The organism is Pseudomonas cichorii (assembly GCF_003700275.1).
GTDB classification, from domain to species: domain Bacteria; phylum Pseudomonadota; class Gammaproteobacteria; order Pseudomonadales; family Pseudomonadaceae; genus Aquipseudomonas; species Aquipseudomonas cichorii_B.
The window spans coordinates 28,727-53,156 of sequence record NZ_RBRE01000044.1 but is presented as its reverse complement, the minus strand read 5'-3'; the positions used below and the strand labels follow the sequence as shown (position 1 = coordinate 53,156).

General features: G+C 57.7%; 24 protein-coding genes and 1 tRNA gene. 15 read left to right on the top strand and 10 right to left on the bottom strand.

Features of this window, described 5'->3' with window-relative positions:
- Nucleotides 1–147: 147 nt before the first annotated feature.
- Genes ALQ04_RS12700 through ALQ04_RS12690 form a run of 3 tightly spaced genes read left to right on the top strand, consistent with a single transcriptional unit; the run spans nucleotide 148 to nucleotide 2,552 of the window.
- Nucleotides 148–1,236, top strand: a complete 1,089-nt coding sequence (locus ALQ04_RS12700) for a site-specific DNA-methyltransferase (RefSeq protein ID WP_122316106.1) — start codon at nucleotides 148–150, stop codon at nucleotides 1,234–1,236.
- Nucleotides 1,233–1,481 (top strand): DUF4224 domain-containing protein, encoded by a 249-nt coding sequence (locus ALQ04_RS12695; RefSeq protein ID WP_122316105.1) that lies wholly within the window; start codon nucleotides 1,233–1,235, stop codon nucleotides 1,479–1,481. The genes ALQ04_RS12700 and ALQ04_RS12695 overlap by 4 nt, the downstream gene beginning before the upstream one ends.
- A 3-nt stretch (nucleotides 1,482–1,484) precedes the next feature.
- The gene (locus tag ALQ04_RS12690; protein WP_122316104.1) at nucleotides 1,485–2,552 is read left to right on the top strand and encodes a tyrosine-type recombinase/integrase; all 1,068 of its coding nucleotides are present in this window, start codon (nucleotides 1,485–1,487) and stop codon (nucleotides 2,550–2,552) included.
- A gap of 128 nt (nucleotides 2,553–2,680) precedes the next feature.
- On the opposite strand, the gene ALQ04_RS12685 is transcribed toward ALQ04_RS12690, so the two are convergent.
- Nucleotides 2,681–2,768: transfer RNA gene (locus ALQ04_RS12685), tRNA-Ser, on the bottom strand.
- Nucleotides 2,769–2,890: 122 nt separating this feature from the next.
- Between ALQ04_RS12685 and ALQ04_RS12680 the strand changes: the two genes are divergently transcribed.
- From ALQ04_RS12680 to ALQ04_RS12650, 7 genes are all read left to right on the top strand, one after another.
- Complete coding sequence (locus ALQ04_RS12680; protein WP_122316103.1) at nucleotides 2,891–3,562, top strand: Bax inhibitor-1/YccA family protein; 672 nt, start codon at nucleotides 2,891–2,893, stop codon at nucleotides 3,560–3,562.
- 115 nt (nucleotides 3,563–3,677) lie between these two features.
- A complete protein-coding gene (gene tusD, locus ALQ04_RS12675; protein WP_122316102.1) occupies nucleotides 3,678–4,070 on the top strand; it encodes a sulfurtransferase complex subunit TusD in 393 nt (130 codons plus the stop codon).
- 1 nt (nucleotide 4,071) lies between these two features.
- On the top strand, nucleotides 4,072–4,434 hold the full coding sequence (gene tusC, locus ALQ04_RS12670; protein WP_122316101.1) for a sulfurtransferase complex subunit TusC: 363 nt from the start codon (nucleotides 4,072–4,074) through the stop codon (nucleotides 4,432–4,434).
- Complete coding sequence (tusB, locus tag ALQ04_RS12665; RefSeq protein WP_122316100.1) at nucleotides 4,434–4,733, top strand: sulfurtransferase complex subunit TusB; 300 nt, start codon at nucleotides 4,434–4,436, stop codon at nucleotides 4,731–4,733. Before tusC ends, tusB begins: the two co-directional genes overlap by 1 nt.
- Nucleotides 4,730–5,065 (top strand): TusE/DsrC/DsvC family sulfur relay protein, encoded by a 336-nt coding sequence (locus ALQ04_RS12660; RefSeq protein ID WP_122316099.1) that lies wholly within the window; start codon nucleotides 4,730–4,732, stop codon nucleotides 5,063–5,065. Before tusB ends, ALQ04_RS12660 begins: the two co-directional genes overlap by 4 nt.
- Nucleotides 5,062–6,063, top strand: coding sequence for a glycosyl transferase family protein (locus ALQ04_RS12655; protein WP_122316098.1), 1,002 nt, complete (start codon nucleotides 5,062–5,064; stop codon nucleotides 6,061–6,063). The genes ALQ04_RS12660 and ALQ04_RS12655 overlap by 4 nt, the downstream gene beginning before the upstream one ends.
- A 107-nt stretch (nucleotides 6,064–6,170) precedes the next feature.
- The gene (locus ALQ04_RS12650; RefSeq protein ID WP_122316097.1) at nucleotides 6,171–7,178 is read left to right on the top strand and encodes a glutathione S-transferase family protein; all 1,008 of its coding nucleotides are present in this window, start codon (nucleotides 6,171–6,173) and stop codon (nucleotides 7,176–7,178) included.
- Between the two features lie 44 nt (nucleotides 7,179–7,222).
- On the opposite strand, the gene cysG is transcribed toward ALQ04_RS12650, so the two are convergent.
- From cysG to ftsK, 6 genes are all read right to left on the bottom strand, one after another.
- A complete protein-coding gene (gene cysG, locus ALQ04_RS12645) occupies nucleotides 7,223–8,617 on the bottom strand; it encodes a siroheme synthase CysG (RefSeq protein WP_122316096.1) in 1,395 nt (464 codons plus the stop codon).
- Nucleotides 8,618–9,898: a serine--tRNA ligase gene (serS, locus tag ALQ04_RS12640; RefSeq protein ID WP_122316095.1), complete on the bottom strand. Its 1,281-nt coding sequence runs from the start codon at nucleotides 9,896–9,898 to the stop codon at nucleotides 8,618–8,620.
- Between the two features lie 16 nt (nucleotides 9,899–9,914).
- Nucleotides 9,915–10,289 (bottom strand): fluoride efflux transporter CrcB, encoded by a 375-nt coding sequence (gene crcB / locus ALQ04_RS12635; RefSeq protein WP_122316094.1) that lies wholly within the window; start codon nucleotides 10,287–10,289, stop codon nucleotides 9,915–9,917.
- Nucleotides 10,289–11,611 (bottom strand): replication-associated recombination protein A, encoded by a 1,323-nt coding sequence (locus ALQ04_RS12630; protein WP_122316093.1) that lies wholly within the window; start codon nucleotides 11,609–11,611, stop codon nucleotides 10,289–10,291. The genes crcB and ALQ04_RS12630 overlap by 1 nt, the downstream gene beginning before the upstream one ends.
- A 19-nt stretch (nucleotides 11,612–11,630) precedes the next feature.
- A complete protein-coding gene (gene lolA / locus ALQ04_RS12625) occupies nucleotides 11,631–12,254 on the bottom strand; it encodes an outer membrane lipoprotein chaperone LolA (RefSeq protein ID WP_025259498.1) in 624 nt (207 codons plus the stop codon).
- Between the two features lie 69 nt (nucleotides 12,255–12,323).
- Nucleotides 12,324–14,732, bottom strand: a complete 2,409-nt coding sequence (gene ftsK, locus ALQ04_RS12620) for a DNA translocase FtsK (RefSeq protein WP_122316092.1) — start codon at nucleotides 14,730–14,732, stop codon at nucleotides 12,324–12,326.
- 494 nt (nucleotides 14,733–15,226) lie between these two features.
- Between ftsK and aat the strand changes: the two genes are divergently transcribed.
- The 3 genes from aat (at nucleotide 15,227) to infA (ending at nucleotide 16,992) form a co-directional block, all read left to right on the top strand.
- Nucleotides 15,227–15,916: a leucyl/phenylalanyl-tRNA--protein transferase gene (gene aat, locus ALQ04_RS12615; RefSeq protein ID WP_122316149.1), complete on the top strand. Its 690-nt coding sequence runs from the start codon at nucleotides 15,227–15,229 to the stop codon at nucleotides 15,914–15,916.
- A 48-nt stretch (nucleotides 15,917–15,964) separates the two neighbouring features.
- Nucleotides 15,965–16,672 carry an arginyltransferase gene (locus ALQ04_RS12610; protein WP_122316091.1) on the top strand — a complete coding sequence of 236 codons (708 nt, stop codon included), beginning with the start codon at nucleotides 15,965–15,967 and terminating at the stop codon, nucleotides 16,670–16,672.
- Nucleotides 16,673–16,773: 101 nt separating this feature from the next.
- Nucleotides 16,774–16,992 (top strand): translation initiation factor IF-1, encoded by a 219-nt coding sequence (gene infA / locus ALQ04_RS12605; RefSeq protein ID WP_002553999.1) that lies wholly within the window; start codon nucleotides 16,774–16,776, stop codon nucleotides 16,990–16,992.
- A 92-nt stretch (nucleotides 16,993–17,084) separates the two neighbouring features.
- Here the strand turns inward: infA and clpA are convergent, their stop codons facing one another.
- Nucleotides 17,085–19,358 (bottom strand): ATP-dependent Clp protease ATP-binding subunit ClpA, encoded by a 2,274-nt coding sequence (gene clpA, locus ALQ04_RS12600; protein WP_122316090.1) that lies wholly within the window; start codon nucleotides 19,356–19,358, stop codon nucleotides 17,085–17,087.
- Between the two features lie 30 nt (nucleotides 19,359–19,388).
- A complete protein-coding gene (clpS, locus tag ALQ04_RS12595) occupies nucleotides 19,389–19,751 on the bottom strand; it encodes an ATP-dependent Clp protease adapter ClpS (RefSeq protein ID WP_025259492.1) in 363 nt (120 codons plus the stop codon).
- 224 nt (nucleotides 19,752–19,975) lie between these two features.
- Between clpS and cspD the strand changes: the two genes are divergently transcribed.
- A complete protein-coding gene (cspD, locus tag ALQ04_RS12590) occupies nucleotides 19,976–20,248 on the top strand; it encodes a cold shock domain-containing protein CspD (protein WP_122316148.1) in 273 nt (90 codons plus the stop codon).
- A 79-nt stretch (nucleotides 20,249–20,327) separates the two neighbouring features.
- On the opposite strand, the gene icd is transcribed toward cspD, so the two are convergent.
- Nucleotides 20,328–21,584: an NADP-dependent isocitrate dehydrogenase gene (gene icd / locus ALQ04_RS12585; RefSeq protein ID WP_122316089.1), complete on the bottom strand. Its 1,257-nt coding sequence runs from the start codon at nucleotides 21,582–21,584 to the stop codon at nucleotides 20,328–20,330.
- A 517-nt stretch (nucleotides 21,585–22,101) separates the two neighbouring features.
- Between icd and ALQ04_RS12580 the strand changes: the two genes are divergently transcribed.
- Nucleotides 22,102–24,327 carry an NADP-dependent isocitrate dehydrogenase gene (locus ALQ04_RS12580; RefSeq protein WP_122316088.1) on the top strand — a complete coding sequence of 742 codons (2,226 nt, stop codon included), beginning with the start codon at nucleotides 22,102–22,104 and terminating at the stop codon, nucleotides 24,325–24,327.
- Nucleotides 24,328–24,430: the final 103 nt, after the last annotated feature.

The following is a 24,430-nucleotide window of genomic DNA, read 5'->3' as shown; positions in this document are numbered from 1 at the left end:
GACCAGGGTACGAGGCCGCCCAATGCAACCACTCGACCTCAACGTGATGTGTGATCAATGCAACCGGCCACGCCCTCACGGTAACCACGAACAATGCAGCAAGGCACGCCAACAAGCTAGAGCCGAGCGTGATCGGAAGGTGACGCCATGACAAACGATCATCAAATCATGATCGGTGATTGCATCGATATGATGCGCAGGCTGCCCGCTCAAAGCGTACAGACATGCGTCACCAGCCCCCCATACTTTGGCCTTCGCGATTATGGAATGGAAGGTCAGATAGGCCTGGAGGAGACGCCAACTGAATTCATTGCTCGCCTAGTCGAAGCTTTCCGCGAAGTGCATCGCGTACTGCGCGATGACGGAACGCTCTGGTTGAACATGGGTGACAGCTATGCAAGCAAGCCAAATGGCCCTCTCAGCACCGGAGGTCGCAAGGTTCCACACAATTGCGTGAGAACAGCTCATGCGCGCCGTTCAAGCAAATTACATGACGGATTCAAGCACAAGGATATGATGGGCATCCCCTGGCGGCTGGCTTTCGCCTTACAGGATGACGGCTGGTATTTGAGGCAAGACATTATTTGGCACAAGCCTAACCCAATGCCGGAATCCACTCGGGACCGCTGCACAAAGGCCCACGAGTACATTTTCCTGCTCAGCAAGTCACCTAGTTATCACTGCGATATGCAGGCTATCAAGGAGCCCGCAGCAGAATCGAGCGCGGCACGATGGGCACAGGACATTGAAGCCCAAGCAGGCAGCGACCGTGTACCAGGTAAAACAAATGGACCAATGAAAGCCGTAGGCGGAGTACGGTCAAGACGAGACAGTTTCCAGCGTGATAACTCAAAGCGCGAGCAAGCTATTCCTGGACAAAGCAAGGGCACGCACCTGGCGGATCGCATCGAGAGCGAATGGGATGCTGCCAGTAGGAACAAGCTTAGCGTCTGGACTGTACCGACTCGGGGCTACAAGGGTGCCCACTTTGCCACCTTCCCACCCGATCTGATAAGACCATGCGTGCTTGCCGGTGCTCCACGGGGCGGCCTTGTGCTTGATCCGTTCGGTGGCGCAGGCACTACAGCACTTGTTTCGATGCAGGAAGGACGCCGATCAATCATCTGTGAGTTGAACCCTGACTACGCCGCAATTGCAAAACACCGGCTTGAGGCAGCGCTTGCAAATGGCGCCTCCCAAATGGACATCTTGCTGGATACCAAGGAGTCAGCATGAGCGCAGCCACAGACCTTCAGACCGAAACACTTGCCGAGACTGAACTGGCAAGCATTACGGGATATCGGCGACCCTCCAAACAAATCGCATGGCTCGCTGATCATGGCTGGCACTACACCCTCACCGGAGCACGCCGCCCCGTTGTCGGTCGAGTGTATGCCCGCCTCAAACTGGCCGGTGTTCGCCCCACTACCTTCAACGCCGTGGCCGATACCTGGTCACTTGATCTTTCGCGTGTGGGATAGAACATGCGACCTAGAAAACCTCAAAATCGTGATCTTCCGCCGCGCATGCTGCGGAGGGTCCGCAAACGCAAGAATGGACCCGATTACATCTGCTACTTCTACTCAGCGAAAAGCGCTGACGGCAAGCAAGTGGAAATATCCTTGGGAACCGATCTGGACGTCGCAAAGATCGAATGGGCAAAGCTGGACCGCAAAGCCCCACCAAAAGCAATGAAGCTCCTCGGCCCCATTTTTGATCGTTACGATAGAGACATCATCCCTACCAAAAAGCCCAGCACCCAGCGTGAGAACCGGCTGGCCCTTAAGCAACTGCAAGCCGCTTTCGCTGATGCACCACCCGAGGCAGTGACGCCACAAGTCTGCGCACAGTACCGAGATGCTCGGACGGCGAAGGTCCGGGCCAACCGCGAATTGGCACTCCTATCACACATTTACAACACCGGCCGGGAATGGGGTGTCATCACCTGCGACAACCCAGTCACGGGCGTTCGTAAGAACAAGGAAAAGCCCAGGGAGTTTTACGCGACTGACGAAATCTGGTCTGCCGTCTACAGCCAGGGCTCACTCGAACTACGCGATGCCATGGACCTGGCCTATCTCAGTGCCCAGAGGCCGGCCGACGTCCTTTCAATGCGGGCAACTGACGCCATAGCAGAGTATCTGCAGGTAAATCAGGGCAAGACCACCAAGAAGCTACGGATCAAGCTGACCAATACTCAAGGACCGAACGAGCTGGGCCTATTGATTGATCGCCTGTTGAGGCAGCGTCGTGAGAGAGGTGTGCGCAACCCATACTTGATCGTGACCCAAGACGGACGAAATGTTACGAAGGCCATGTTGCGTTTGAGGTTTGACGAAGCTCGCCGAAAGGCTGCACTGGCAGCAATCGAAGCCCTCGATCACAAGTTGGCCACCGATATCAAAGCCTTCCAGTTCCGGGACATTCGACCTAAAGCAGCGAGCGAGATTGAAGATCTGGCTGTGGCCAGCAAGCTGCTGGGGCATTCCGACAAGCGCATCACGGAGATTGTATATCGGCGTGTCGGGGAGATCGTCACCCCTACGAAATAGCCTTACAGAGGTACCAGTTTCGGAACGCCTGCAAAAGTTTCGGAACGAAAGGTGATTTTGAGGGGGCATGAATGGAGGTATCAGAAACGAAAAAGCCCTGAATAATCAGGGCTTTGACGTCTCGAATATGGCGGAAGCATAGAGATTCGAACTCTAGGACCTGTTACAGTCGGCAGTTTTCAAGACTGCTGCCTTAAACCACTCGGCCATACCTCCACTTGCGTTGCGGGCGCCATAATACCGGAATGAAACACGCTGTCAAACTCTCTGGGTGGCCAGTTGCAACGCCTCTGTTATGATCTTTGCAACTCAACATTTCAACAGGAAGGAGTTTCGCAATGCGCGAACAGGATTACGCCCTTAAAACCGGCATGCAGGCCGACCAGCTAGAGGTTAGTCGTGTCCTGCGCAACACTTACGGTCTTCTCGCCCTGACCCTGGCGTTCAGCGGCGTAATGGCTTTCGTCGCCCAGCAGATGCGCGTCGGCTACCCGAACATTTTCGTGGTGCTGATCGGCTTCTACGGGCTGTTCTTCCTCACCAACAAGCTGCGTGACTCGGCCTGGGGTCTGGTTTCGACTTTCGCCCTGACCGGCTTCATGGGTTTCCTGCTGGGCCCGATCCTCAACCGCTACCTGGGCATGTCCGGCGGCGCTGAAGTTGTCAGCTCCGCGTTCGCGATGACCGCTCTGGTATTCGGTGGTCTGTCGGCCTATGTACTGATGACCCGCAAGGACATGAGCTTCCTGGGTGGTTTCATCACCGCAGGCTTCTTCGTCCTGATGGGTGCGGTGCTGGCCAGCCTGTTCTTCGAGATCAACGGGCTGCAACTGGCGATCAGCGCAGGTTTCGTGCTGTTCTCCTCCGTCTGCATCCTGTTCCAGACCAGTGCCATCATCCATGGCGGCGAGCGTAACTACATCATGGCGACTGTCAGCCTGTATGTATCGATCTACAACCTGTTCGTCAGCCTGTTGCAGATCTTCGGCATCATGAGCCGCGACGACTGATCGCAGCCCGCCTGATCGCAACTGTTTCAACAAAAAGCCCGCCATCGCGGGCTTTTTGCTGTCCAGCCTTCCTGAATTCTTTATCATTGCGCATGTTCCGCTGACAGAGCCGACAATGAAATTCGCCATATCCCTTTTTTCCGCGGCCCATGCGCCCTCCTCGCGACGCGCCCTGCTGTTTGCCCAGGCGGTGTTGGCAGGCGGCCATGAGATTGTGCGGCTGTTTTTCTATCAGGATGGCGTGCACAGCGCTTCGGCCAATGCCGTGACCCCACAGGATGAACAGGATCTGCCGCAGCAGTGGCGTGACTTCATCACCGCGCACCAGCTTGATGGCGTGGTGTGCATAGCCGCCGCCTTGCGCCGTGGCGTGCTGAATGCAGAGGAAGCCGAACGCTATCAGCGTCCGGCCGCAAACCTTCTTGAACCCTGGGAATTGTCCGGGCTGGGCCAGTTGCACGACGCAGTGCAATCGGCGGATCGACTGATCTGTTTCGGAGGACCTTGAAATGGCCAGATCATTATTGATCATCAGTCGCCAGGCACCCTGGGCTGGCACCAGTGCGCGTGAAGCGCTGGATATCGTGCTGGCGGGCGGCGCCTACGATCTGCCGGTTGGCCTGCTGTTCATGGACGATGGTGTGTTTCAGTTGCGGCCCGGGCAAAACGCCTCGGCGCTGCAACAGAAGGATCTCACTGCCAACCTGAAGGCGCTGTCGATATTTGGTGTCGAAGAGGTCTATGCGTGCGGGCAAAGCCTGGCAGAACGCGGCATCCCTGGCACTGAGCTGGATACCGAAATCAATCAGCTGTCCGCAAGATCCGAGCTATCGGCTCTTGTGGACCGCTACGATCAAGTGATAACGATCTGATGGCTACCTTGCACGTTCTCTCTCACTCGCCGTTTGCCGACACGCGCCTGGATAGCTGCCTGAGCCTGCTGAGGCCGGATGACGGCCTGCTGCTCTGCGGAGATGCGACTTACGCATTGATGCCGTCCTGCGCCCCTTTGCTGGCGCTGGAAAAGCATATGCCCGCTCTCAGGCTGTTTGCGCTGGATGAAGATATAAGCGCCCGAAATCTGCAGTTGCCCGACGGTGTCACCGGCGTCGATTATCCGGGTTTCGTCGAGCTGTCGATCCGCTTCGACAAGGTCAATACCTGGCTATGAAACAGTTGATCGTTGCCGAGCGCAGCATTGCTCTGGATAAAGACGGGTTTCTTCAGGACCTCAACGACTGGTCGCTGGAAGTCGCGCAGGCACTGGCTGGCGAAGAAGGCATAGCGCTGAGCCCGGAGCATGTGGAAATCCTGCAACTGTTGCGGGAGTTCCATGCGCAATTCCAGCTCTCGCCCGCCACTCGCCCGTTGATCAAATACACGGCCCTCAAGCTTGGGCCGGAGAAAGGCAATAGCATGCATCTCAACCGCCTGTTCAATGGCACTCCCGCCAAACTGGCCGCCAAGCTGGCGGGCCTGCCGAAGCCGACCAATTGCATATGAACGATTATTCCCCGCTCGTCACCGAAACACCTGCCGAACATCCATTTGCCGAATTCGTCCGCATTCTGGGCAAAGGCAAACGCGGCGCCCGCAACCTGACTCGCGAAGAAGCCCGCAAAGCCATGGGCATGCTGCTCGATGAACAGGTAGAAGACACCCAGCTCGGCGCCTTCCTGATGCTGCTACGCCACAAGGAAGAAAGCCCGGAAGAACTGGCCGGCTTCACCGAGGCAGTACGCGAACGCCTGACAGCCCCGCCGTTGCAGGTAGATATCGACTGGCCGACTTACGCCGGCAAGAAGCGCCATTTGCCCTGGTATCTGCTGGCCGCCAAGTGCCTGGCCCAGAACGGCATAAAGGTGCTGCTGCATGGCGGCGGCGCACATACCGCCGGACGGCTTTACACTGAACAATTGCTCGGCCTGCTGGATATTCCGCTGTGCCGTAACTGGCAGGCGGTCGAAAGCGCTCTGGAGCAACACAATCTGGCGTTCATTCCGCTGGGCGACTGGGCTCCGCAGTTGCAGCGCATGATCGATCTGCGCAATACCCTGGGCCTGCGCTCGCCGATCCATTCCCTGGCTCGGGTGCTCAACCCGTTGCATGCCCGCTGCGGCCTGCAGAGCATCTTTCATCCGGGCTATCAAAGCGTGCACCGCGAGGCCAGCACGCTGCTGGGCGACAATGCGATTGTGATCAAGGGTGATGGCGGCGAGATTGAGATCAACCCCGATACCATCAGCCACTTGTATGGCACCAGCAACGGACAAGGCTGGGATGAGGAATGGCCGGCCCTTTCGCCCAGGCGCCATGTCAAACCCGCAACGCTGGACCCACAACAACTGGTGGCCCTGTGGCGTGGCGAAATAGAGGATAGCTACCCGCAACTTGCGCTGATTTCGACCATTGCCCTTGCCCTGCGCGGCCTGGGTATTGAGCGCGAAGAAGCTTTCGCGCAAGCCGAGAGTTTCTGGGAGCTTCGTAACAAGGCCCTTTAATCTATCGAACTATTCGATCATGCAAGGCCATTCTTTGCGCTTTTTCGTCGAACCAACTCGATTAGACTGACTCACAACCTATATTCATTTACAGATTGGAGTCAGACATGGGCCTTCTCATCGAAGGACGCTGGCATGACCAGTGGTACGAAAGCAGCAAGGACGGCGCTTTCCAGCGCGAAAACGCGCAGCGCCGCAACTGGGTAACCGCCAGTGGCAACCCTGGTCCAACAGGTGAAGGTGGATTTGCTGCACAAGCGGGCCGCTACCACTTGTATGTATCGCTGGCCTGCCCATGGGCGCACCGGACATTGATCCTGCGCAAGCTCAAAGGCCTGGAAAGCCTGATCGACGTCTCGGCAGTCAGCTGGCTGATGCTGGAAAACGGCTGGACCTTCGACACACAGACAGGCTCAACCGGCGACAGTCTCGATCATCTGCAATTCCTTCATCAGCGCTACACCGCCGATGATGCTGTCTACACCGGGCGCGTTACTGTGCCGGTGCTGTGGGACAAACAGCAACAACGTATCGTCAGCAACGAGTCGGCGGAAATCATCCGCATGTTCAACTCGGCATTCAACGAGCTGACAGGCAATCACCTGGACCTGTATCCGGATGCCCTGCAAGCGAGAATCGACCAACTCAACGAGCAGATTTACCCGACCGTGAATAACGGTGTGTATCGGGCAGGCTTTGCCACCTCGCAAGGCGCGTACGAAGAAGCTTTCGATGCCTTGTTCAGCCAGCTGGATGTTCTTGAAAAGCTGCTGGGCGAAAAGCGTTATCTGGCGGGCGAATACCTGACCGAAGCGGATATCCGGCTTTTCACCACCATCGTGCGTTTCGATGCGGTTTATTACAGCCACTTCAAGTGCAACCTGCGGCGCATTGCCGATTACCCGAACCTGAGCAACTGGTTACGCGAGCTGTACCAATGGCCGGGAATTGCCGAAACCGTGAACCTTGAGCACATCAAGGGTCATTACTACGCCAGCCATCGCACCATCAACCCGACGGGCGTCATCCCGAAAGGTCCGGCCCTGAACTTCGAGGCCAGCCATGACCGACAGCGCTTGCCTGGCAAGGGAATCTGGAACAGCGAGGGAGTTTGAGCGGAGGGATGGATAGCCCGCACGCGGGCTATCCGGAGTAACCGTCAGACGCTGGATTGTGCGCCTTCAAACCAGGCAAGTTTCTCACGCAACTGGACCACTTCACCGACGATCACCAGTGTCGGAGCATGAACCTCATGCTCTGCCACCAGTTGCGGCAGGTTGGCCAGAGTGCCAGTGAACACGCGCTGGCTTGAGGTTGTGCCCTGCTGGATCAACGCAGCCGGCGTATCCGCCGAGCGGCCATGCTTGACCAATTGCTCGCAGATGATCGGCAGCCCGATCAGGCCCATGTAGAACACCAGGGTCTGCGCAGGCGCGACCAGATCATTCCAGGGCAGATTGCTGGTGCCATCTTTCAGATGCCCGGTGATGAAACGCACCGACTGGGCATAGTCGCGATGGGTCAGCGGAATCCCGGCATATGCCGCGCAACCACTGGCTGCGGTAATGCCCGGCACGACCTGAAACGGGATGCCATGGGCAGCCAGTTCCTCGATCTCTTCACCACCACGGCCAAAGATGAACGGATCACCGCCTTTCAAGCGCACCACGCGCTTGCCCTGCCTGGCCAGATCGACCAGTTGCTGATTGATCTGATCCTGAGGCAATGCATGATCGGCTCGCCGCTTGCCGACATAGACCCGTTCCGCATCACGGCGGCAAAGGTCAAGAATCGCAGGCGCCACAAGACGGTCGTACAGCACCACATCGGCCTGCTGCATCAGACGCAAGGCACGGAAGGTCAAGAGATCAGGGTCGCCCGGTCCGGCGCCGACCAGATACACCTCGCCCTGCGCCTTGGGCGCATCGCCTGCGATCTTGGCGATCAGCAGCCGTTCGGCTTCACTGCCCTGCCCGGCCAGTTGCCTGTCGGCGATTGGGCCCTGGAAAACATCTTCCCAGAATGCCCGGCGCTGCTGCACGTCCGGAAACAGGCCTTTGACCTGATTGCGAAAGCGCGCAGCAAGCCCTGCCAACTGACCATAGGTAGAAGGTATCCAGGTCTCCAGTCTGGCACGGATCAAACGAGCCAGAACAGGCGCATCACCGCCACTGGAAACCGCAATCACCAAGGGTGAACGGTCGACAATGGCTGGAAAGATGACGCTGCACAATGCAGGCGCATCCACCACATTGACCGGCACACAGCGCTGCCGTGCCTCATGGGAAACCCGGGCATTGAGCGGTTCATCGTCGGTGGCGGCGATGACCAGCACGCAACCGTCGAGATCGTCCTCGCTGTAGCCGCGCAAAATCAATTCGCCACCGCTGCGCTCGACCAGCTCGCCCAACTGTGCCTCGATGTCGGGTGCGACCACTCGCAACAGTGCACCGGCTTCGGTCAGCAGGCGGGATTTGCGCAAGGCAATCTCGCCACCACCGACGACCAGTACCCGGCTGCCACGCAAATTGTGGAACAGCGGCAGGAATTCCATTTAGCCGATAACCTCGATGCCGCCCATATAGGGCTTGAGGACTTCAGGGACACGGATCGAACCGTCAGCCTGCTGATAGTTTTCCAGCACCGCAACCAGTGTGCGGCCTACTGCCAGGCCCGAACCGTTGAGAGTGTGGACCAGCTCCGGCTTGCCGGTTTCCGGGTTGCGCCAGCGAGCCTGCATGCGACGCGCCTGGAAATCACCGCAGTTGGAGCAAGAAGAAATCTCGCGGTACTTGTCCTGGCTCGGAATCCACACTTCGAGGTCATAGGTTTTGACAGCGCTGAAACCCATGTCGCCAGTGCACAGAGCCAGTACGCGGTAAGGCAGTTCCAGCAATTGCAGGACACGCTCGGCGTTGCCGGTCAGGCTTTCCAGCGCTTCCATGGATTGATCCGGCGCGACGATCTGGACCATCTCGACCTTGTCGAACTGGTGCTGACGAATCATGCCGCGGGTATCACGGCCCGAGGCACCGGCCTCGCTGCGGAAGCATGGCGTGTGGGCGACGAATTTCAGCGGCAGTTGTTTCGGGTCGAGAATCTCGCCGGAAACGATGTTGGTCAGCGACACTTCGGCGGTCGGGATCAGGTACAGATCGGCCTCGCCTTCGCGGGAGATCTTGAACAGGTCTTCCTCGAACTTGGGCAACTGGCCGGTGCCCTGCAAGGCAGGCGCCTGGACCAGATAAGGCGTGTAGGCCTCTTCATAGCCGTGCTCGTTGATGTGCAGGTTGATCATGAACTGCGCCAGGGCGCGATGCAGACGGGCGATAGGGCCGCGCAGCAGGGCAAAACGTGCGCCGGACAGCTTGGCAGCGGTTTCAAAGTCCAGCCAGCCGTACTTCTCGCCCAGGGCAACGTGATCCTGAACAGTGAAGTCGAAGGAAGCAGGCGTGCCCCAGGTACGCACTTCGACGTTTTCGTCTTCGTCGGCACCGACCGGTACCGAGGCATCGGGCAGGTTCGGCATGCTCAGCAGCATGGCGTCCAGTTCGGACTGAATGCCGTCCAGCTCTTTCTTGCCGTTGCCGAGTTCTTCGGCCATGCGGTCGATATCCGCCATCAACGGCGCGATGTCTTCGCCGCGTTGCTTGGCCTGACCAATAGATTTGGAACGGGCATTACGCTCGGCCTGCAACTGTTCGGTGCGGGTCTGTACCGTCTTGCGCTGGTTTTCCAGCGATTCGATGCGCGCTACGTCCAGTGTGAAGCCACGGGAAGCCAGGCGATCCGCTACGTCCTGAAGTTGGGTACGTAACAGTTTGGAATCGAGCATATCGTTCTCTCGTCTATCAAAGTCTGGTCAGGGACAGGCCAACCCAGGTTGCGAGCAGCCCGCCGAACACGCTGATACCTGCATAGCCCAGGGCCAGAGGTACTTGCCCGCTTTCCAGCAGGCGCAGCGTATCCAGTGAAAAGGATGAAAAGGTCGTCAGACCGCCTACAAAGCCGACAATCAAGCCGGCACGAACTTCGATGGGCACTTCCGGGCGAATCAGAAACAGGCCGTAAAGCACGCCGATTATCAGGCACCCGACGATATTCACCGCCAGGGTTGCCGTATAGAAATGCCGCGGCCAGTTGGCGCTTACCCAGGTTCCTGCAGCAAAGCGCAATAATGTACCAGCGATACCGGCAACGGACACCGCAAGAATCGTTTGAATCACTACTTTCTCCGTTGACGAGGGCTCGCGGCATCGAGTGCCGCCAGATGTTTGAGCTTTTCACCGATCTTGAGCTCCAGGCCTCGCGGCACTGGCTGGTAATACTGACGCGGCTCAAGTGCTTCGGGGAAGTAGTCTTCACCGGCAGCATAGGCATCGGGCTCGTCGTGGGCATAGCGGTATTCCTCGCCATAGCCCAGTTGCTTCATCAATTTGGTCGGCGCGTTACGCAAATGCAGCGGAACCTCGAGCGAACCGTGCTCGGTGGCTTCGCGCATCGCGGCCTTGAAGCCCATGTATACCGCATTGCTCTTCGGCGCACAGGCCAGATAAACGATGGCCTGAGCCACCGCCAGCTCACCTTCCGGGCTGCCCAGGCGTTCCTGCACATCCCAGGCCGACATGCACAGCGGCAAGGCACGTGGATCGGCATTGCCGATATCTTCACTGGCCATGCGCACCACACGCCGCGCCAGATACAGCGGGTCGCAACCGCCATCGATCATCCGCGCGAACCAGTACAAGGCTGCATCCGGATTGGAGCCACGAATCGATTTGTGCAACGCGGATATCTGGTCGTAGAACGCTTCGCCGCCCTTGTCGAAGCGACGACGACTGTCGCCCAGCAGGCTTTGCAGCAGATCGACACTGATCTGCGAACCATCCTCGGCAAGGTCGGAAGCGTTTTCCAGCAGATTGAGCATACGCCGGCCGTCACCATCGGCGGCGGCCATCAGCATCTCGAAACCTTCGTCGCTGAGGCTCAGGCGATGCTGGCCCAGGCCACGCTCTTCGTTCAACGCCCGATGCACCAGCTTGCGCAATGCCGCTTCATCAAGACTCTTGAGCACATACACCCGCGCCCGTGAGAGCAAGGCGTTATTCAGCTCGAACGAGGGATTTTCAGTGGTCGCACCGATGAAGATCAGGGTTCCATCTTCGACATACGGCAGGAAGGCATCCTGTTGCGACTTGTTGAAGCGGTGCACTTCATCGACAAACAGAATCGTGCGACGGCCGTATTGCCCGGCCTGCTGCCTGGCCACTTCGACCGCCTGACGAATCTCCTTGACCCCGGCCAGCACCGCCGAAACCGTTTCAAAGTGCGCGTCCGACACCTTGGCCAGCAGCTTCGCCAGGGTGGTTTTACCCACGCCCGGCGGCCCCCAGAAGATCATGGAATGCAGGGCACCCTGCTCCAGCGCCTCGCGCAGAGGCTTGCCGTGAGCGAGCAGGTGTTCCTGACCGACATACTCATCCAGATTGGTGGCACGCAAACGTGCAGCCAGTGGCTGAGCTATCGGTTCGCTACGAAACAGGTCCATGATCCGGGTTCAGGCCTTTTTACTCTTGGATGACATCGGCGCCTTTGGGAATATCGAACTTGAACTTGCTGGCCGCAATCGGCTCGTTCGCCTTGACGCCGGTAAACAGGATATTGGTGCGCTGGCCAACGCTGTCGATCAACTGCATGTCGTTGATGATGCCATTGCGGAAAGACAGGCGCAGATTGTCGAACAGAGTGTCCTTGGTCTTGGGTTTGAGCACGAAGTCGATCACGCCGCCCGCTTCCTTGGCAGTGATATCGAAGCTCTCGCTGATCTTCGACACGTCACCGGACAACAGCAAGGCCGGCGTCTGGGTCAGACGCTGATCCAGGGTCTTGATGGTCACCTGTTGCAGATCCGGGTCCCAGAGCGAAACCTTCTTGCCGTCGGACACCATCAGTTGCTCTTGCGGTGCATCCGTGTGCCAGTTGAACAGGCCTGGACGCTGCAAGGCCATTTCACCCGAGGTTTCCTGCAATTGTGTGCCGCTGCCATCGAGCGTCAACTGGGAAAAGCGGGCGGTCAGGGTCTGGGATTTTTCCAGCAACTGGGTCAGTCGCGCCACGTCCTTGCTGTCGGCATGCGCCGGGATCGCGGAGAAAGTCAGTGCAGTTGCCAACAGCATGCGGATAAGACGCATGGGATTCCTCATTGGATTCATGTAGCGCCGACAGCATGTCTGACATGTTGTCGGCGTCGGGGTTGTCAATCAGTCGCGCATCGGGCCGGGCGCAATGACCTCACGCGAGCCGTTGGTATTCATGGACGTCACGACACCGGCCATTTCCATCGCCTCGATCATGCGCGCTGCACGGTTGTAGCCAATCTTGAGCTTGCGCTGCACGGCTGAAATCGATGCACGACGGCTTTCAAGAACGAACTTCACGGCCTCGTCATACAAGGCATCGCTCTCACTGTCTTCACCGCCTTCGCCGCTACCGCCATCGAAGCCGCTACCGGCCTCTTCGACGCCAGCCAGGATATCGTCGTTGTAGTTTGGCGTGCCACGCAGTTTCCAGGCTTCCACAACACGGTGGACTTCCTCGTCGGAAACGAACGCGCCATGCACCCGAATCGGCAGACTGGTGCCGGGCGGCATGTACAGCATGTCACCGTGGCCCAGCAATTGTTCGGCACCGCCCTGGTCGATGATGGTCCGCGAGTCGATCTTGCTCGACACCTGGAACGCCATTCGCGTCGGGATGTTGGCCTTGATAAGACCGGTGATGACGTCCACCGACGGACGCTGGGTAGCCAGAATCAGGTGAATACCGGCTGCCCGCGCCTTCTGCGCGATACGTGCAATCAGCTCTTCGACCTTCTTGCCGACGATCATCATCATGTCGGCGAACTCGTCGACCACCACCACGATGGTCGGCAAGGTGGTGAGCAATGGCGCTTCGTCATGGATGCTTTCACGACGATACATCGGGTCGGAAATCGGGTTGCCTTCCTCTTCGGCGTCCTTGATCTTGCGGTTGAAGCCGGCAAGGTTACGTACGCCCATGGCCGCCATCAGCTTGTAGCGGCGCTCCATCTCGGCAACGCTCCAGCGCAGGGCGTTGGCAGCATCCTTCATGTCGGTCACGACCGGGCAAAGCAGGTGCGGAATGCCTTCGTAGATCGACAGTTCAAGCATTTTCGGGTCGATCATGATCAGCTTGGCGTCTTCCGGACCGGACTTGAACAGGATCGACAGGATCATGGCGTTGACGCCCACCGACTTACCGGAACCGGTGGTACCGGCGACCAGCAGGTGCGGCATCTTCGCCAGATCGGTGATGACCGGACGGCCACCGATGTCATGCCCCAGCGCCAGGGTGACCGGCGACTTGGCGTTATCGTACTCGGGCGAGGACAACACCTCGGAAAAGCGCACGATCTGCCGGTCTTCGTTGGGAATTTCGATACCGACCGTGGTCTTGCCGGGAATGACCTCGACCACCCGGACGCTGGTTACGGCCAGAGAGCGGGCAAGGTCCTTGGCAAGGTTGGAAATGCGGCTGACCTTGACCCCGGCGGCAGGCTGGATTTCATAGCGGGTAATCACCGGCCCCGGATGGATGGAATCCACGGAAACCTCGACACCGAACTCCTTGAGCTTGATTTCCAGCAAATGGCCCACGGCAGCCAGCGATTCAGGCGAATAGTTGAGTTGCTTCTTTTCGGCCGGATCGAGAATCGAGATAGGCGGCAATGTGCCTTCGATGGCGCTGTCGACAAACAGTGGCGCCTGCTTCTCTTTCTGGACACGCTTGCTCGGTTCGGGCGCCTTGGCCAGTGTCGGAGCGATGACCGCGGGCACATGCTTTTCGCGCTCGGTCATGTGTTTGCTCAGGGATTCCTCGCGCTCGATAATGCGCTCCCTGGCCTTGACCTGCTCGCGACGATCACTGACGACTGGGGCGACCACCTCGTCGACGCGCATATCGACTTCGCGCAATTGCGCCACCATCTGCTTGCGTTCGCTACGGGCGATCCACCAGCGATTGGCCGCACTCTGGATAAGCTCGAACAGATCCAGGGTGATCTTGCCGGTGACGTCCATGACCTTGAACCAGGACAGATCGGTAAATACCGTCAGGCCGAACAGGAACAGAGCGATGAACAGCAGTGTGCTGCCCTGGATGTTGAGCGCTTTCTTGGCCAGATCGCCGAGCACTTCACCCAGCACCCCACCCGCCGAGCCCGGAAAGCCCGCCGCGAAGTGGAAATGGATATGCGCCAGTGCCGCGCCCGCCAGGATCAGGAATACCAGGCCGATCAGACGCCAGGAGAACAGCCAGCCGCTCCACTGCCAGGGCTCGTGGCGCTGGCTGAAGACCTGCCAGGCCTTGATGGCCAGCAGTAAAGGGAAAATATAGGCAAAGTAGCCCAGGACCATGAACAGGATATCGGCGCAGAAGGCACCCGCACGGCCGGCAGCATTCTGGACCTGAGCGGAGCTGCTGGTGTGGCTCCAGCCCGGATCGTTCTGATCGTAGGTCAACAGGGCCATCATCAGGTACAGGCACAAGGCACCAAAGGCGATCAGTGCACCTTCCTTGAGCCGATAATGCAGTTGCTGCCGCCAGAGCGGAACAGAGCTGGGTGCTGGTGCTGTGGTGGATTTTTTCAAAACGCTTTATTTCCTGCGCTCAAGCGCGACCATCTCGTTGATTGACTATGAACGGCTACTGAATAGTATCGGCCAACCGGCGCCGAAAACGGGATCGCGAACCTCTGAAACACCCGCAAAGCAGATGACCTGAATGATAACGCGCAAAGCAGGCATTGTAAGGCTTTGTAAGTCCCAAGGTCTGTAGGAAAACTCGCCTTACCTGCTTTTAAAGCCCGCATGATCGGCGTTTTTCCACAAGGATCGGCGCCGGAGACCAGAGCCTCACTCATGACATTCAATTTGAGCATGCATTCTCTTTTGTGACAAAGGCTTATGACATGATTCTATCAGCGGGACAGAAGATCAGTGACGATCCGCCCGCCATCTTTTGCCTGCACTACCGAAACCTGACGACACACACCATAATGGCGATCGGTTGTGACCGCATTTATCGTACAGAGTTGCACACCAACACCTGTGCCCGCCCTCCCCTGCCGCGAAGTACTGATGCCATGCTGACCTGGTTGCAACGCAACAGCCTTGTTTTCCCGCCACTGGAAAAAGCCCTGCGCGAACCCAACGGCCTGCTTGCCGCAGGCGGCGACCTGTCTGCCGACCGACTGATCCAGGCTTACCGGCATGGTTGCTTTCCATGGTTCCAGGACGGCCAGCCCATTCTCTGGTGGTCGCCCGACCCGCGTACGGTGCTGCCGCCCGGCGAAATTCATGTGTCGCGCAGCCTCGGCAAACTCATGCGCCAGGAACGTTATCGCGTGACCTTCGACCAGGACTTCGCAGCGGTCATCCAGGCCTGCGCCGAACCGCGCAGTTACGCCAACGAAACCTGGATAACCGGAGCGATGCAGGACGCCTATATGGAGCTGCATCGACGCGGACACGCGCACAGTGTCGAAGTCTGGGAGCAGGACGCGCTGGTTGGCGGGCTGTATGGCCTGGCCATGGGCCAACTGTTTTTTGGTGAGTCCATGTTCAGCCGTGCCGACAACGCTTCAAAGGTCGGCTTCGCCACGCTGACCGAACGCCTGCATGCCTGGGGCTTTGTGCTGATCGATTGCCAGATGCCGACCCAGCATCTGCACAGCTTCGGTGCCCGCTCAATCCCGCGCCAGACGTTTGCCGACTATCTGCACAAGCATCTCGATCAACCGAATAACGCCGACTGGTTGCCTAGGCGAGTTTGACAGGCTGGCATACACTCTTATTCATGGATTCTGATAACGGGGGCGATCATGACAGAGCTGGCGCGGCTTAAGTTTTATGCCACTCAACCCCATACCTGCAGTTACCTGCCTGAAGAGCAGGCGACCACTCTGTTTCTGGACCCCAGCCAGCCGATGGACGTTCAAGTCTATGCCGACCTGTCGGACATGGGCTTTCGTCGCAGTGGCGACCATCTTTACCGCCCGCACTGCCAGAATTGCAGCGCCTGCGTGCCTGCACGCATCCCGGTGAACCTGTTCGTGCCCGACAGGCAGCAAAAACGCATCCTCAAACGCAACACCGATATTCAGGTGCGCAGCACCAAGCCCGTATTTACCGAAGAATACTTCGATCTTTACCAGCGCTACATCGAGCAACGCCACGCCGATGGAGACATGTTCCCGCCCAGTCGCGACCAGTTCTCCACTTTTCTGGTCCGTGACCTGCCCTTCTCGCGGTTCTATGAGTTTCGCGTCGAACAACGCCTGCTGGCGGTTGCCGTGACCGACCTGTTGCCCAACGGTCTTTCGGCGGTCTATACCTTCTACGAACCCGATGAAGAACGGCGCAGCCTGGGGCGTTATGCCATTTTGTGGCAGATCGCCGAAGCGGCCAGACTTCAACTACATGCCGTGTACCTGGGGTACTGGATCAAGAACTGTAAAAAGATGAATTACAAGACCCAATATCGCCCCATCGAGCTGTTAACCAATCAAAGATGGGTCACTCTGTATTGAAGCCCTTGGCTTAAACAGGTTTTTTCGGGCACAATGCACGCCGCTTTTGCCTGGCGCCACTTGCACCGGGCCACTCATTTGTATACCGAGGGCTTTACTGCATGTCGAAAGAAGACAGCTTCGAAATGGAAGGCACTGTCGTCGACACCCTGCCCAACACCATGTTTCGTGTGGAGTTGGAAAACGGGCACGTCGTAACCGCGCATATCTCCGGCAAGATGCGCAAGAACTACATCCGTATTCTTACCGGTGACAAGGTCCGCGTCGAACTGACGCCTTATGACCTGAGCAAAGGGCGCATCACTTACCGCGCCCGTTAAGCTAGTACTGACGAAAACGCCCGGCATCTGCCGGGCGTTTTTGTTTGTCTGGCTGTCCGGCACTCATCAGCGAGTGCCGGGCAAGGCTGCCATCAGGCCATTTCTGCCGTGGTTTCGAAATCAAAGGTGATCTCACCATCCTTGATATCGATATGCACCACACCACCGTGCTCGGACAACTCTCCGAACAGGATCTCCTCGGCCAGGGGACGCTTGATCTTGTCCTGGATGAGGCGAGCCATCGGACGAGCACCCATTGCGGCATCGTAGCCACCCTGGGCCAGCCAGCTTCTGGCTGCGTCGGACACTTCAAGCAGCACACGCTTGTCTTCCAGTTGCGCCTGAAGCTCGGTGAGGAACTTGTCGACAACACTCTTGATGACTTCGTGGCTGAGACGACCGAACTGAATGATGGTGTCCAGGCGGTTGCGGAACTCCGGCGTGAAGCTCTTCTTGATCACTTCCATTGCATCGGACGAGTGGTCCTGATGCGTGAAACCGATCGAGGCACGCGCCGCAGACTCGGCACCCGCGTTTGTGGTCATGATGACGATCACATTGCGGAAATCCGCCTTGCGCCCGTTGTTATCGGTGAGCGTACCGTGGTCCATGACCTGCAGCAGCAGGTTGAAGACTTCCGGATGCGCTTTCTCGATTTCATCGAGCAGCAGTACGCAATGCGGCTGGCGGGTAATGGCTTCGGTCAACAGCCCCCCCTGATCGAAACCGACATAGCCCGGAGGAGCACCGATCAGACGCGAAACGGTATGCCGCTCCATGTACTCGGACATGTCGAAACGAAGCAGCTCGACACCCAGCGCCTTGGCCAACTGACGCGCCGCTTCGGTCTTGCCGACACCGGTAGGACCGGCAAACAGGAACGAACCAACAGGCTTGTCGGGCGACTTCAGGCCGGCACGGGACAGTTTGATGGCCGTGGACAGCGAATCGATGGCGGCATCCTGACCGAAGACGGTCAGCTTGAGATCGCGCTCCAGATTACGCAGCAGCTCCTTGTCGGAACTGTTGACGTGTTTTGGCGGAATCCGCGCGATTTTCGCGACGATATCTTCAACCTGGGGCACATCGATGCACTTGACCCGACGCTCGACCGGCTGCAGGCGCTGGAAGGCGCCAGCTTCGTCGATCACATCGATCGCCTTGTCCGGCATATGCCGATCATTGATATAACGCGATGCCAGCTCGGCAGCGGCGCGCAGCGCCTCGTCACTGTATTCGATGCTGTGATGCTGCTCGAAGCGGCCCTTGAGCCCCCTGAGGATACCAATGGTGTCCTCGACCGATGGCTCGGAGACATCGACCTTCTGGAAGCGACGCGCCAGAGCACGATCCTTCTCGAAAATCCCGCGGAATTCCTGGAAGGTGGTCGAACCGATGCAACAAATATCGCCGGAAGACAGCAGCGGCTTGAGCAGGTTGGAGGCATCCATCACCCCGCCCGAGGCAGCACCGGCACCGATGATGGTATGGATTTCATCGATGAACAGGATTGCATGCGGCCGTTTGCGCAATTCGTTGAGCAACGCCTTGAAGCGCTTCTCGAAATCGCCACGGTATTTGGTACCGGCCAGCAAGGCACCAAGGTCCAGCGAGTAGACAACGCTACTTGCCAGCAGGTCCGGCACCTGGTTGTCGACGATGCGCTTGGCCAGCCCTTCGGCGATGGCTGTCTTGCCGACGCCCGCTTCACCGACCAGCAGAGGGTTGTTCTTGCGACGACGCGCGAGAATCTGGGCGACACGCTCGACCTCGCTCTCACGACCGACCAATGGATCGATGCGCCCCTGGCGCGCCAGTTCGTTCAGGTTGCTTGCATAGGCATCCAGAGGATTGCCTGAGGAAGAAGCCTCACCACCCTCGTCGTCCTGCATATCCTGCTCACCTTCAGAAGAGTGTTCGCCATGCCCTGGAACCTTGGAGATGCCATGGGCGATGTAATTGACGACATCAATCCGGGCCACGCTCTGCTGCTTGAGCAGGAAGACGGCCTGGCTTTCCTGCTCACTGAAAATCGCAACCAGTACGTTGGCGCCGGTCACTTCACGCTTGCCGGAACTCTGTACATGGAAGACTGCACGTTGCAACACGCGCTGGAACCCAAGCGTCGGCTGGGTTTCACGATCCTCGTCATGGACGGGGATCAGTGGGGTTGTGGAGTCGATAAACTCCTGCAGATCATGCTTGAGCTTATCGAGGTTTGCGCCGCAGGCACGCAACACAGTGGCTGCAGCCTCATTATCCAATAGAGCCAGCAGGAGGTGCTCGACCGTCATGAACTCATGACGTTTTGAACGAGCTTCCTTGAAGGCAAGATTGAGGGTGACTTCGAGCTCACGGTTTAACATAGCTTCACCTCATACCCAAGTGGCCGGCGTTTAACCGTCCTTCTCGATCTCACAGAGTAGTGGATGCTGACTTTCCCGGGCGTATTGATTGACCTGCATTGCCTTGGTTTCGGCGATATCGCGGGTAAACAATCCGCATACTGCCCGCCCCTCTGTATGGACGGCCAGCATGACCTTGGTGGCCAGCTCACGATTCAGGTTGAAAAACACCTCAAGAACCTCGACGACGAAATCCATTGGGGTGTAATCATCGTTAAACAAAACCACCTTGTACATGGGTGGCGCCTGCAGGGTGGGCTTGGCGTCCTGCAACGCAATGCCAGCTGAGTCGTCCTCGTGTGACTGCGGACCGTCCTGATTGAATGTTAGTCGAATCTTGCTGATTGCATGCATGGTAAAGAAAGGTTCGTGTAAAGAGCGGATTGAACAAATTAGTCGCAGACGACCGGTTTTCACTTAGACCGCCGCATGACCTTGACTATCAGCTAAACGGTGTTACAAACAATAGAGCCCACATTGGGTAAAAAGGGTCCGCGCAGTCAACCAAAATTTTTTTAGGCCAGGCGGATTGAGGTGGATGATACTCCTGACGGAGTCCTTTGCAGAGGGATATGGCTATGCTCAGCGGTAAAGTCAAGTGGTTCAATAATGCAAAAGGCTATGGATTTATTCTTGCCGATGGCAGAGATGAAGATCTGTTTGCTCATTATTCGGCCATACAAATGGATGGCTACAAAACGCTCAAAGCAGGCCAACCGGTCCAATTCGAGATTATTCAGGGCCCCAAAGGACTACATGCCGTGAATATTTCGGCTGCAGCCGTAACCAGCGCTCCAACGGCAGCAGATGCTTCAAGCGCAACATCAAAGCCAGCTAATGTGTCGGCCTGAGGTAGACCACCACAAACGCCAGCCATGAAAAACAGCCAGTTCAGATAACTGAACTGGCTGCTGGTCAGCAATGCATCCCCTACATGTGCGCAATCAATGCATCGCCGAATGCCGACGATGACAGCAGCGTGGCATCTTCCATCAAACGCTCGAAATCATAAGTAACAGTTCTGGCGGAAATCGCGCCATTGGTGCCTTTGATAATCAGATCGGCAGCTTCAACCCATCCCATATGTCGCAACATCATTTCGGCCGAGAGAATCAGCGAACCCGGATTGACCTGATCCTTGCCGGCATATTTTGGCGCCGTACCATGGGTCGCCTCGAACATTGCCACGGTGTCTGAAAGATTCGCGCCAGGGGCAATCCCAATCCCGCCAACCTCGGCAGCCAGCGCATCGGAAAGATAATCGCCGTTGAGATTCAGCGTGGCGATGACGTCATATTCAGACGGACGTAACAGAATCTGCTGAAGCATGGCATCGGCAATGGCATCCTTGACGATCACATCCTTGCCGGTTCGAGCATTTCTGAACTGCATCCATGGACCACCATCCAGCAGGCTCGCACCAAACTCCTCGGCCGCCACCTCGTAAGCCCACTCCTTGAAGGCCCCCTCGGTAAACTTCATGATGTTGCCTTTGTGCACGATGGTCAGCGAATCGCGATCATTATCGACAACATATTGCAGAGCCTTGCGCGCCAGGCGCCGGGTTCCCTCTCTGGAAACCGGCTTGACCCCGATCCCGCAGTCCTGATCGAAGCGAATCTTTGTCACACCCATTTCTTCCTTCAAGAAGCGGATAACCCTGGCCGCCTCGGGAGAACCTGCCCGCCACTCGATTCCGGCATAAATGTCTTCGGAGTTTTCCCGAAAGATGGTCATGTCGACATCGCCGGGTCTTTTGACCGGGCTGGGCACTCCCTCAAACCAGCGCACCGGGCGCAGACAGACGTACAAGTCCAGTTGCTGGCGCAAGGCAACGTTCAGCGAGCGAATGCCGCCGCCGACCGGCGTGGTCAGAGGCCCCTTGATGGACACCACATATTCCTTCACCGCATCCAGGGTTTCCTGAGGCAGCCAGGTGTCCGGATCGTAGATTCGGGTCGCCTTTTCTCCGGCGTAGACCTCCATCCATGAAATCCTGCGCTTTTCGCCATAGGCCTTGCTGACTGCGGCATCGACCACCTTGATCATTACCGGCGTGATGTCGATACCGATCCCGTCGCCCTCAATAAAGGGAATGACCGGGTTATCGGGAACATTCAAGGAGTGGTCTGCGTTGACAGTGATCTTCTCACCGACGGCGGGAATTCTTATTTTCTGATATGTCATGCTGGACTCCGGTGCGGGGCTGAGTGGACATCCTGACAGCCATTGAGCGTAGTCAGCCCTGCAGGCACCGGCAAAGCCCGCCAGTCCGGGACACCTTCAAAGCCCCGAAAAACCCAGGCTTGAGCCTGTCGCTTCGACCAACGGCGAATAGTCGCGATTCGATAGCACGCATAGCATTAATGCTTGGCGCCAAGGGTTTGATATACTCGCGACGTGACCGTAGAGTCATAAAGGCCAAAGCTGCTCAGACTGGTATGAAAACGTAGTGAGCGAAGGTCAGGCCTGCTTTCAATGCAGCATGACCGAACGCAGTACTTTCACACTGTCTGCAAGCGGACTTTCAGCCTTCATATGCGTCGGGTGCTACTACGCCCGACAGCTTGACGCTCGACTGATGCACCCAACATCACCGCGAATGAACCTCGACTTGGGCCCATGACAGAACTGTGGGCAAGAGTGCATACCCTGCGCATATCGAGATTTTGTGCATGCTCAGCAAAACAGAGAGTTAATACCAATGTCCAACCGCTCGAAGATCATCTACACCTTCACTGACGAAGCTCCGGCACTCGCCACGTACTCGCTCCTGCCAATCATCGAAGCTTTCACCGCCTCCTCCGATATCGACGTCGAAACACGTGATATCTCCCTGGCAGGCCGTGTTCTTTCCAGCTTCCCGGAATCGCTTGGCGCCGATCAGCAAGTGCCGGATCATCTCGCCGAGTTGGGCAAACTGGCGACCACGCCAGAAGCCAACATCATCAAGTTGCCGAACATCAGCGCCTCCGTCCCTCAATTGAAGGCGACCATCAAAGAGCTGCAGGAACAGGGCTTCAAGATCCCGGACTACCCGGAAGCGCCGTCCACCGACGCTGAAAAAGAAACCCGTGCCCGCTACGACAAGGTCAAGGGCAGCGCCGTGAACCCGGTTCTGCGTGAAGGCAACTCCGACCGTCGTGCCCCGCTGTCGGTCAAGAACTACGCGCGCAAGCATCCGCACAAGATGGGCGCATGGGCTGCTGACTCCAAGGCTCACGTCGCACACATGAGCAGCGGCGATTTCTACGGCAGCGAGAAAGCCGTTCTGGTCGAGGCTGACAACAGCGTCAAGATCGAACTGATCGCCAAGGACGGTACAGCTACCGTTCTCAAGGAAAAAACCAGCGTCAAGGCAGGCGAAGTGATCGATTGCTCGGTCATGAGCAAGAATGCCCTGCGCAGCTTCATTTCCGCCGAAATCGAAGACGCCAGAAAACAAGGCGTGCTGTTCTCGGTGCACTTGAAAGCCACCATGATGAAAATCTCCGATCCGATCATGTTCGGTCAGATCGTCGACGAGTTCTACAAGGATGCGCTGACCAAGCACGCCGACGTCCTGAAAGAAATCGGTTTCAGCCTGAACAACGGTATCGGCGATCTGTACGACCGCATCAGTGCCCTGCCAGCTGAAAAACAAGCCGAGATCAAGGCAGACATCCAGGCGGTCTACGCCACTCGCCCACAACTGGCGATGGTCAACTCCGACAAAGGCATCACCAACCTGCACGTACCTAGCGACGTCATCGTCGACGCCTCGATGCCTGCCATGATCCGTGACTCCGGCAAGATGTGGGGCACCGACGGTCAACTGCACGATGCCAAGGCCGTGATCCCGGATCGCTGCTACGCGACCATCTACCAGGCGGTCATCGAAGACTGCAAGAAAAACGGCGCTTTCGACCCAACCACCATGGGCAGCGTGCCGAACGTCGGCCTGATGGCACAGAAAGCCGAAGAGTACGGCTCCCACGACAAGACGTTCCACATCAAGACCGATGGCGTGGTCCGCGTGACCGACAGCCAGGGCAACCTGCTGATGGAACAGAACGTCGAGACCGGTGATATCTGGCGCATGTGCCAGGCCAAGGACGCGCCGATCCAGGACTGGGTAAAACTGGCCGTCAACCGTTCGCGCGCCAGCAACACACCAGCCATTTTCTGGCTCGACCCGGCCCGCGCCCACGACAGCGTGATGATCGAGAAAGTCCAGAAGTACCTGCGCGACCACGACACTTCAGGCCTGGACATCCAGATCCTGTCGCCGGTCGAAGCCATGAAGCTGACCCTGGAACGCACCCGCGCCGGCAAGGACACCATTTCGGTAACCGGTAACGTACTGCGCGACTACCTGACTGACCTGTTCCCGATCATGGAACTGGGCACAAGTGCCAAGATGCTGTCGATCGTGCCGCTGATGAATGGCGGTGGCCTGTTTGAAACCGGCGCTGGCGGTTCGGCACCGAAGCACGTTCAGCAGTTCGTCGAAGAGAACTTCCTGCGCTGGGACTCGCTGGGCGAGTTCCTGGCCCTGGCCGCTTCGCTCGAGCATCTGGGCAACGCCTACAACAACCCGAAAGCACTGGTTCTGTCCAAGACCCTGGACCAGGCTACCGGTGAGTTCCTGGATCGCAACAAGTCGCCTTCGCGTAAAGTCGGCAGCATCGACAACCGCGGCAGCCACTTCTACCTGACCCTGTACTGGGCACAGGCTCTGGCTGCGCAAAACGACGACGCTGCCCTCAAGGCGCAGTTCAGCCCACTGGCCAAGACCCTGACCGACAACGAAGAAAAAATCGTTGCCGAGCTCAACGCTGTACAGGGCAAGCCAGTGGAAATCGGCGGTTACTACTTCGCCAACCCTGAGCTGACCAGCAAGGCCATGCGCCCAAGCGCAACCTTGAACGCAGCCATCGCCGCGTTGTAAGAGCAAACCGGCCAGACGCCTGATAGCGTCGAACCTGCACAAGCCCCGGCCACGCACCGGGGCTTGTGCATTCCGGGCCCCGGGAAAGTCGTAAAACCTATAC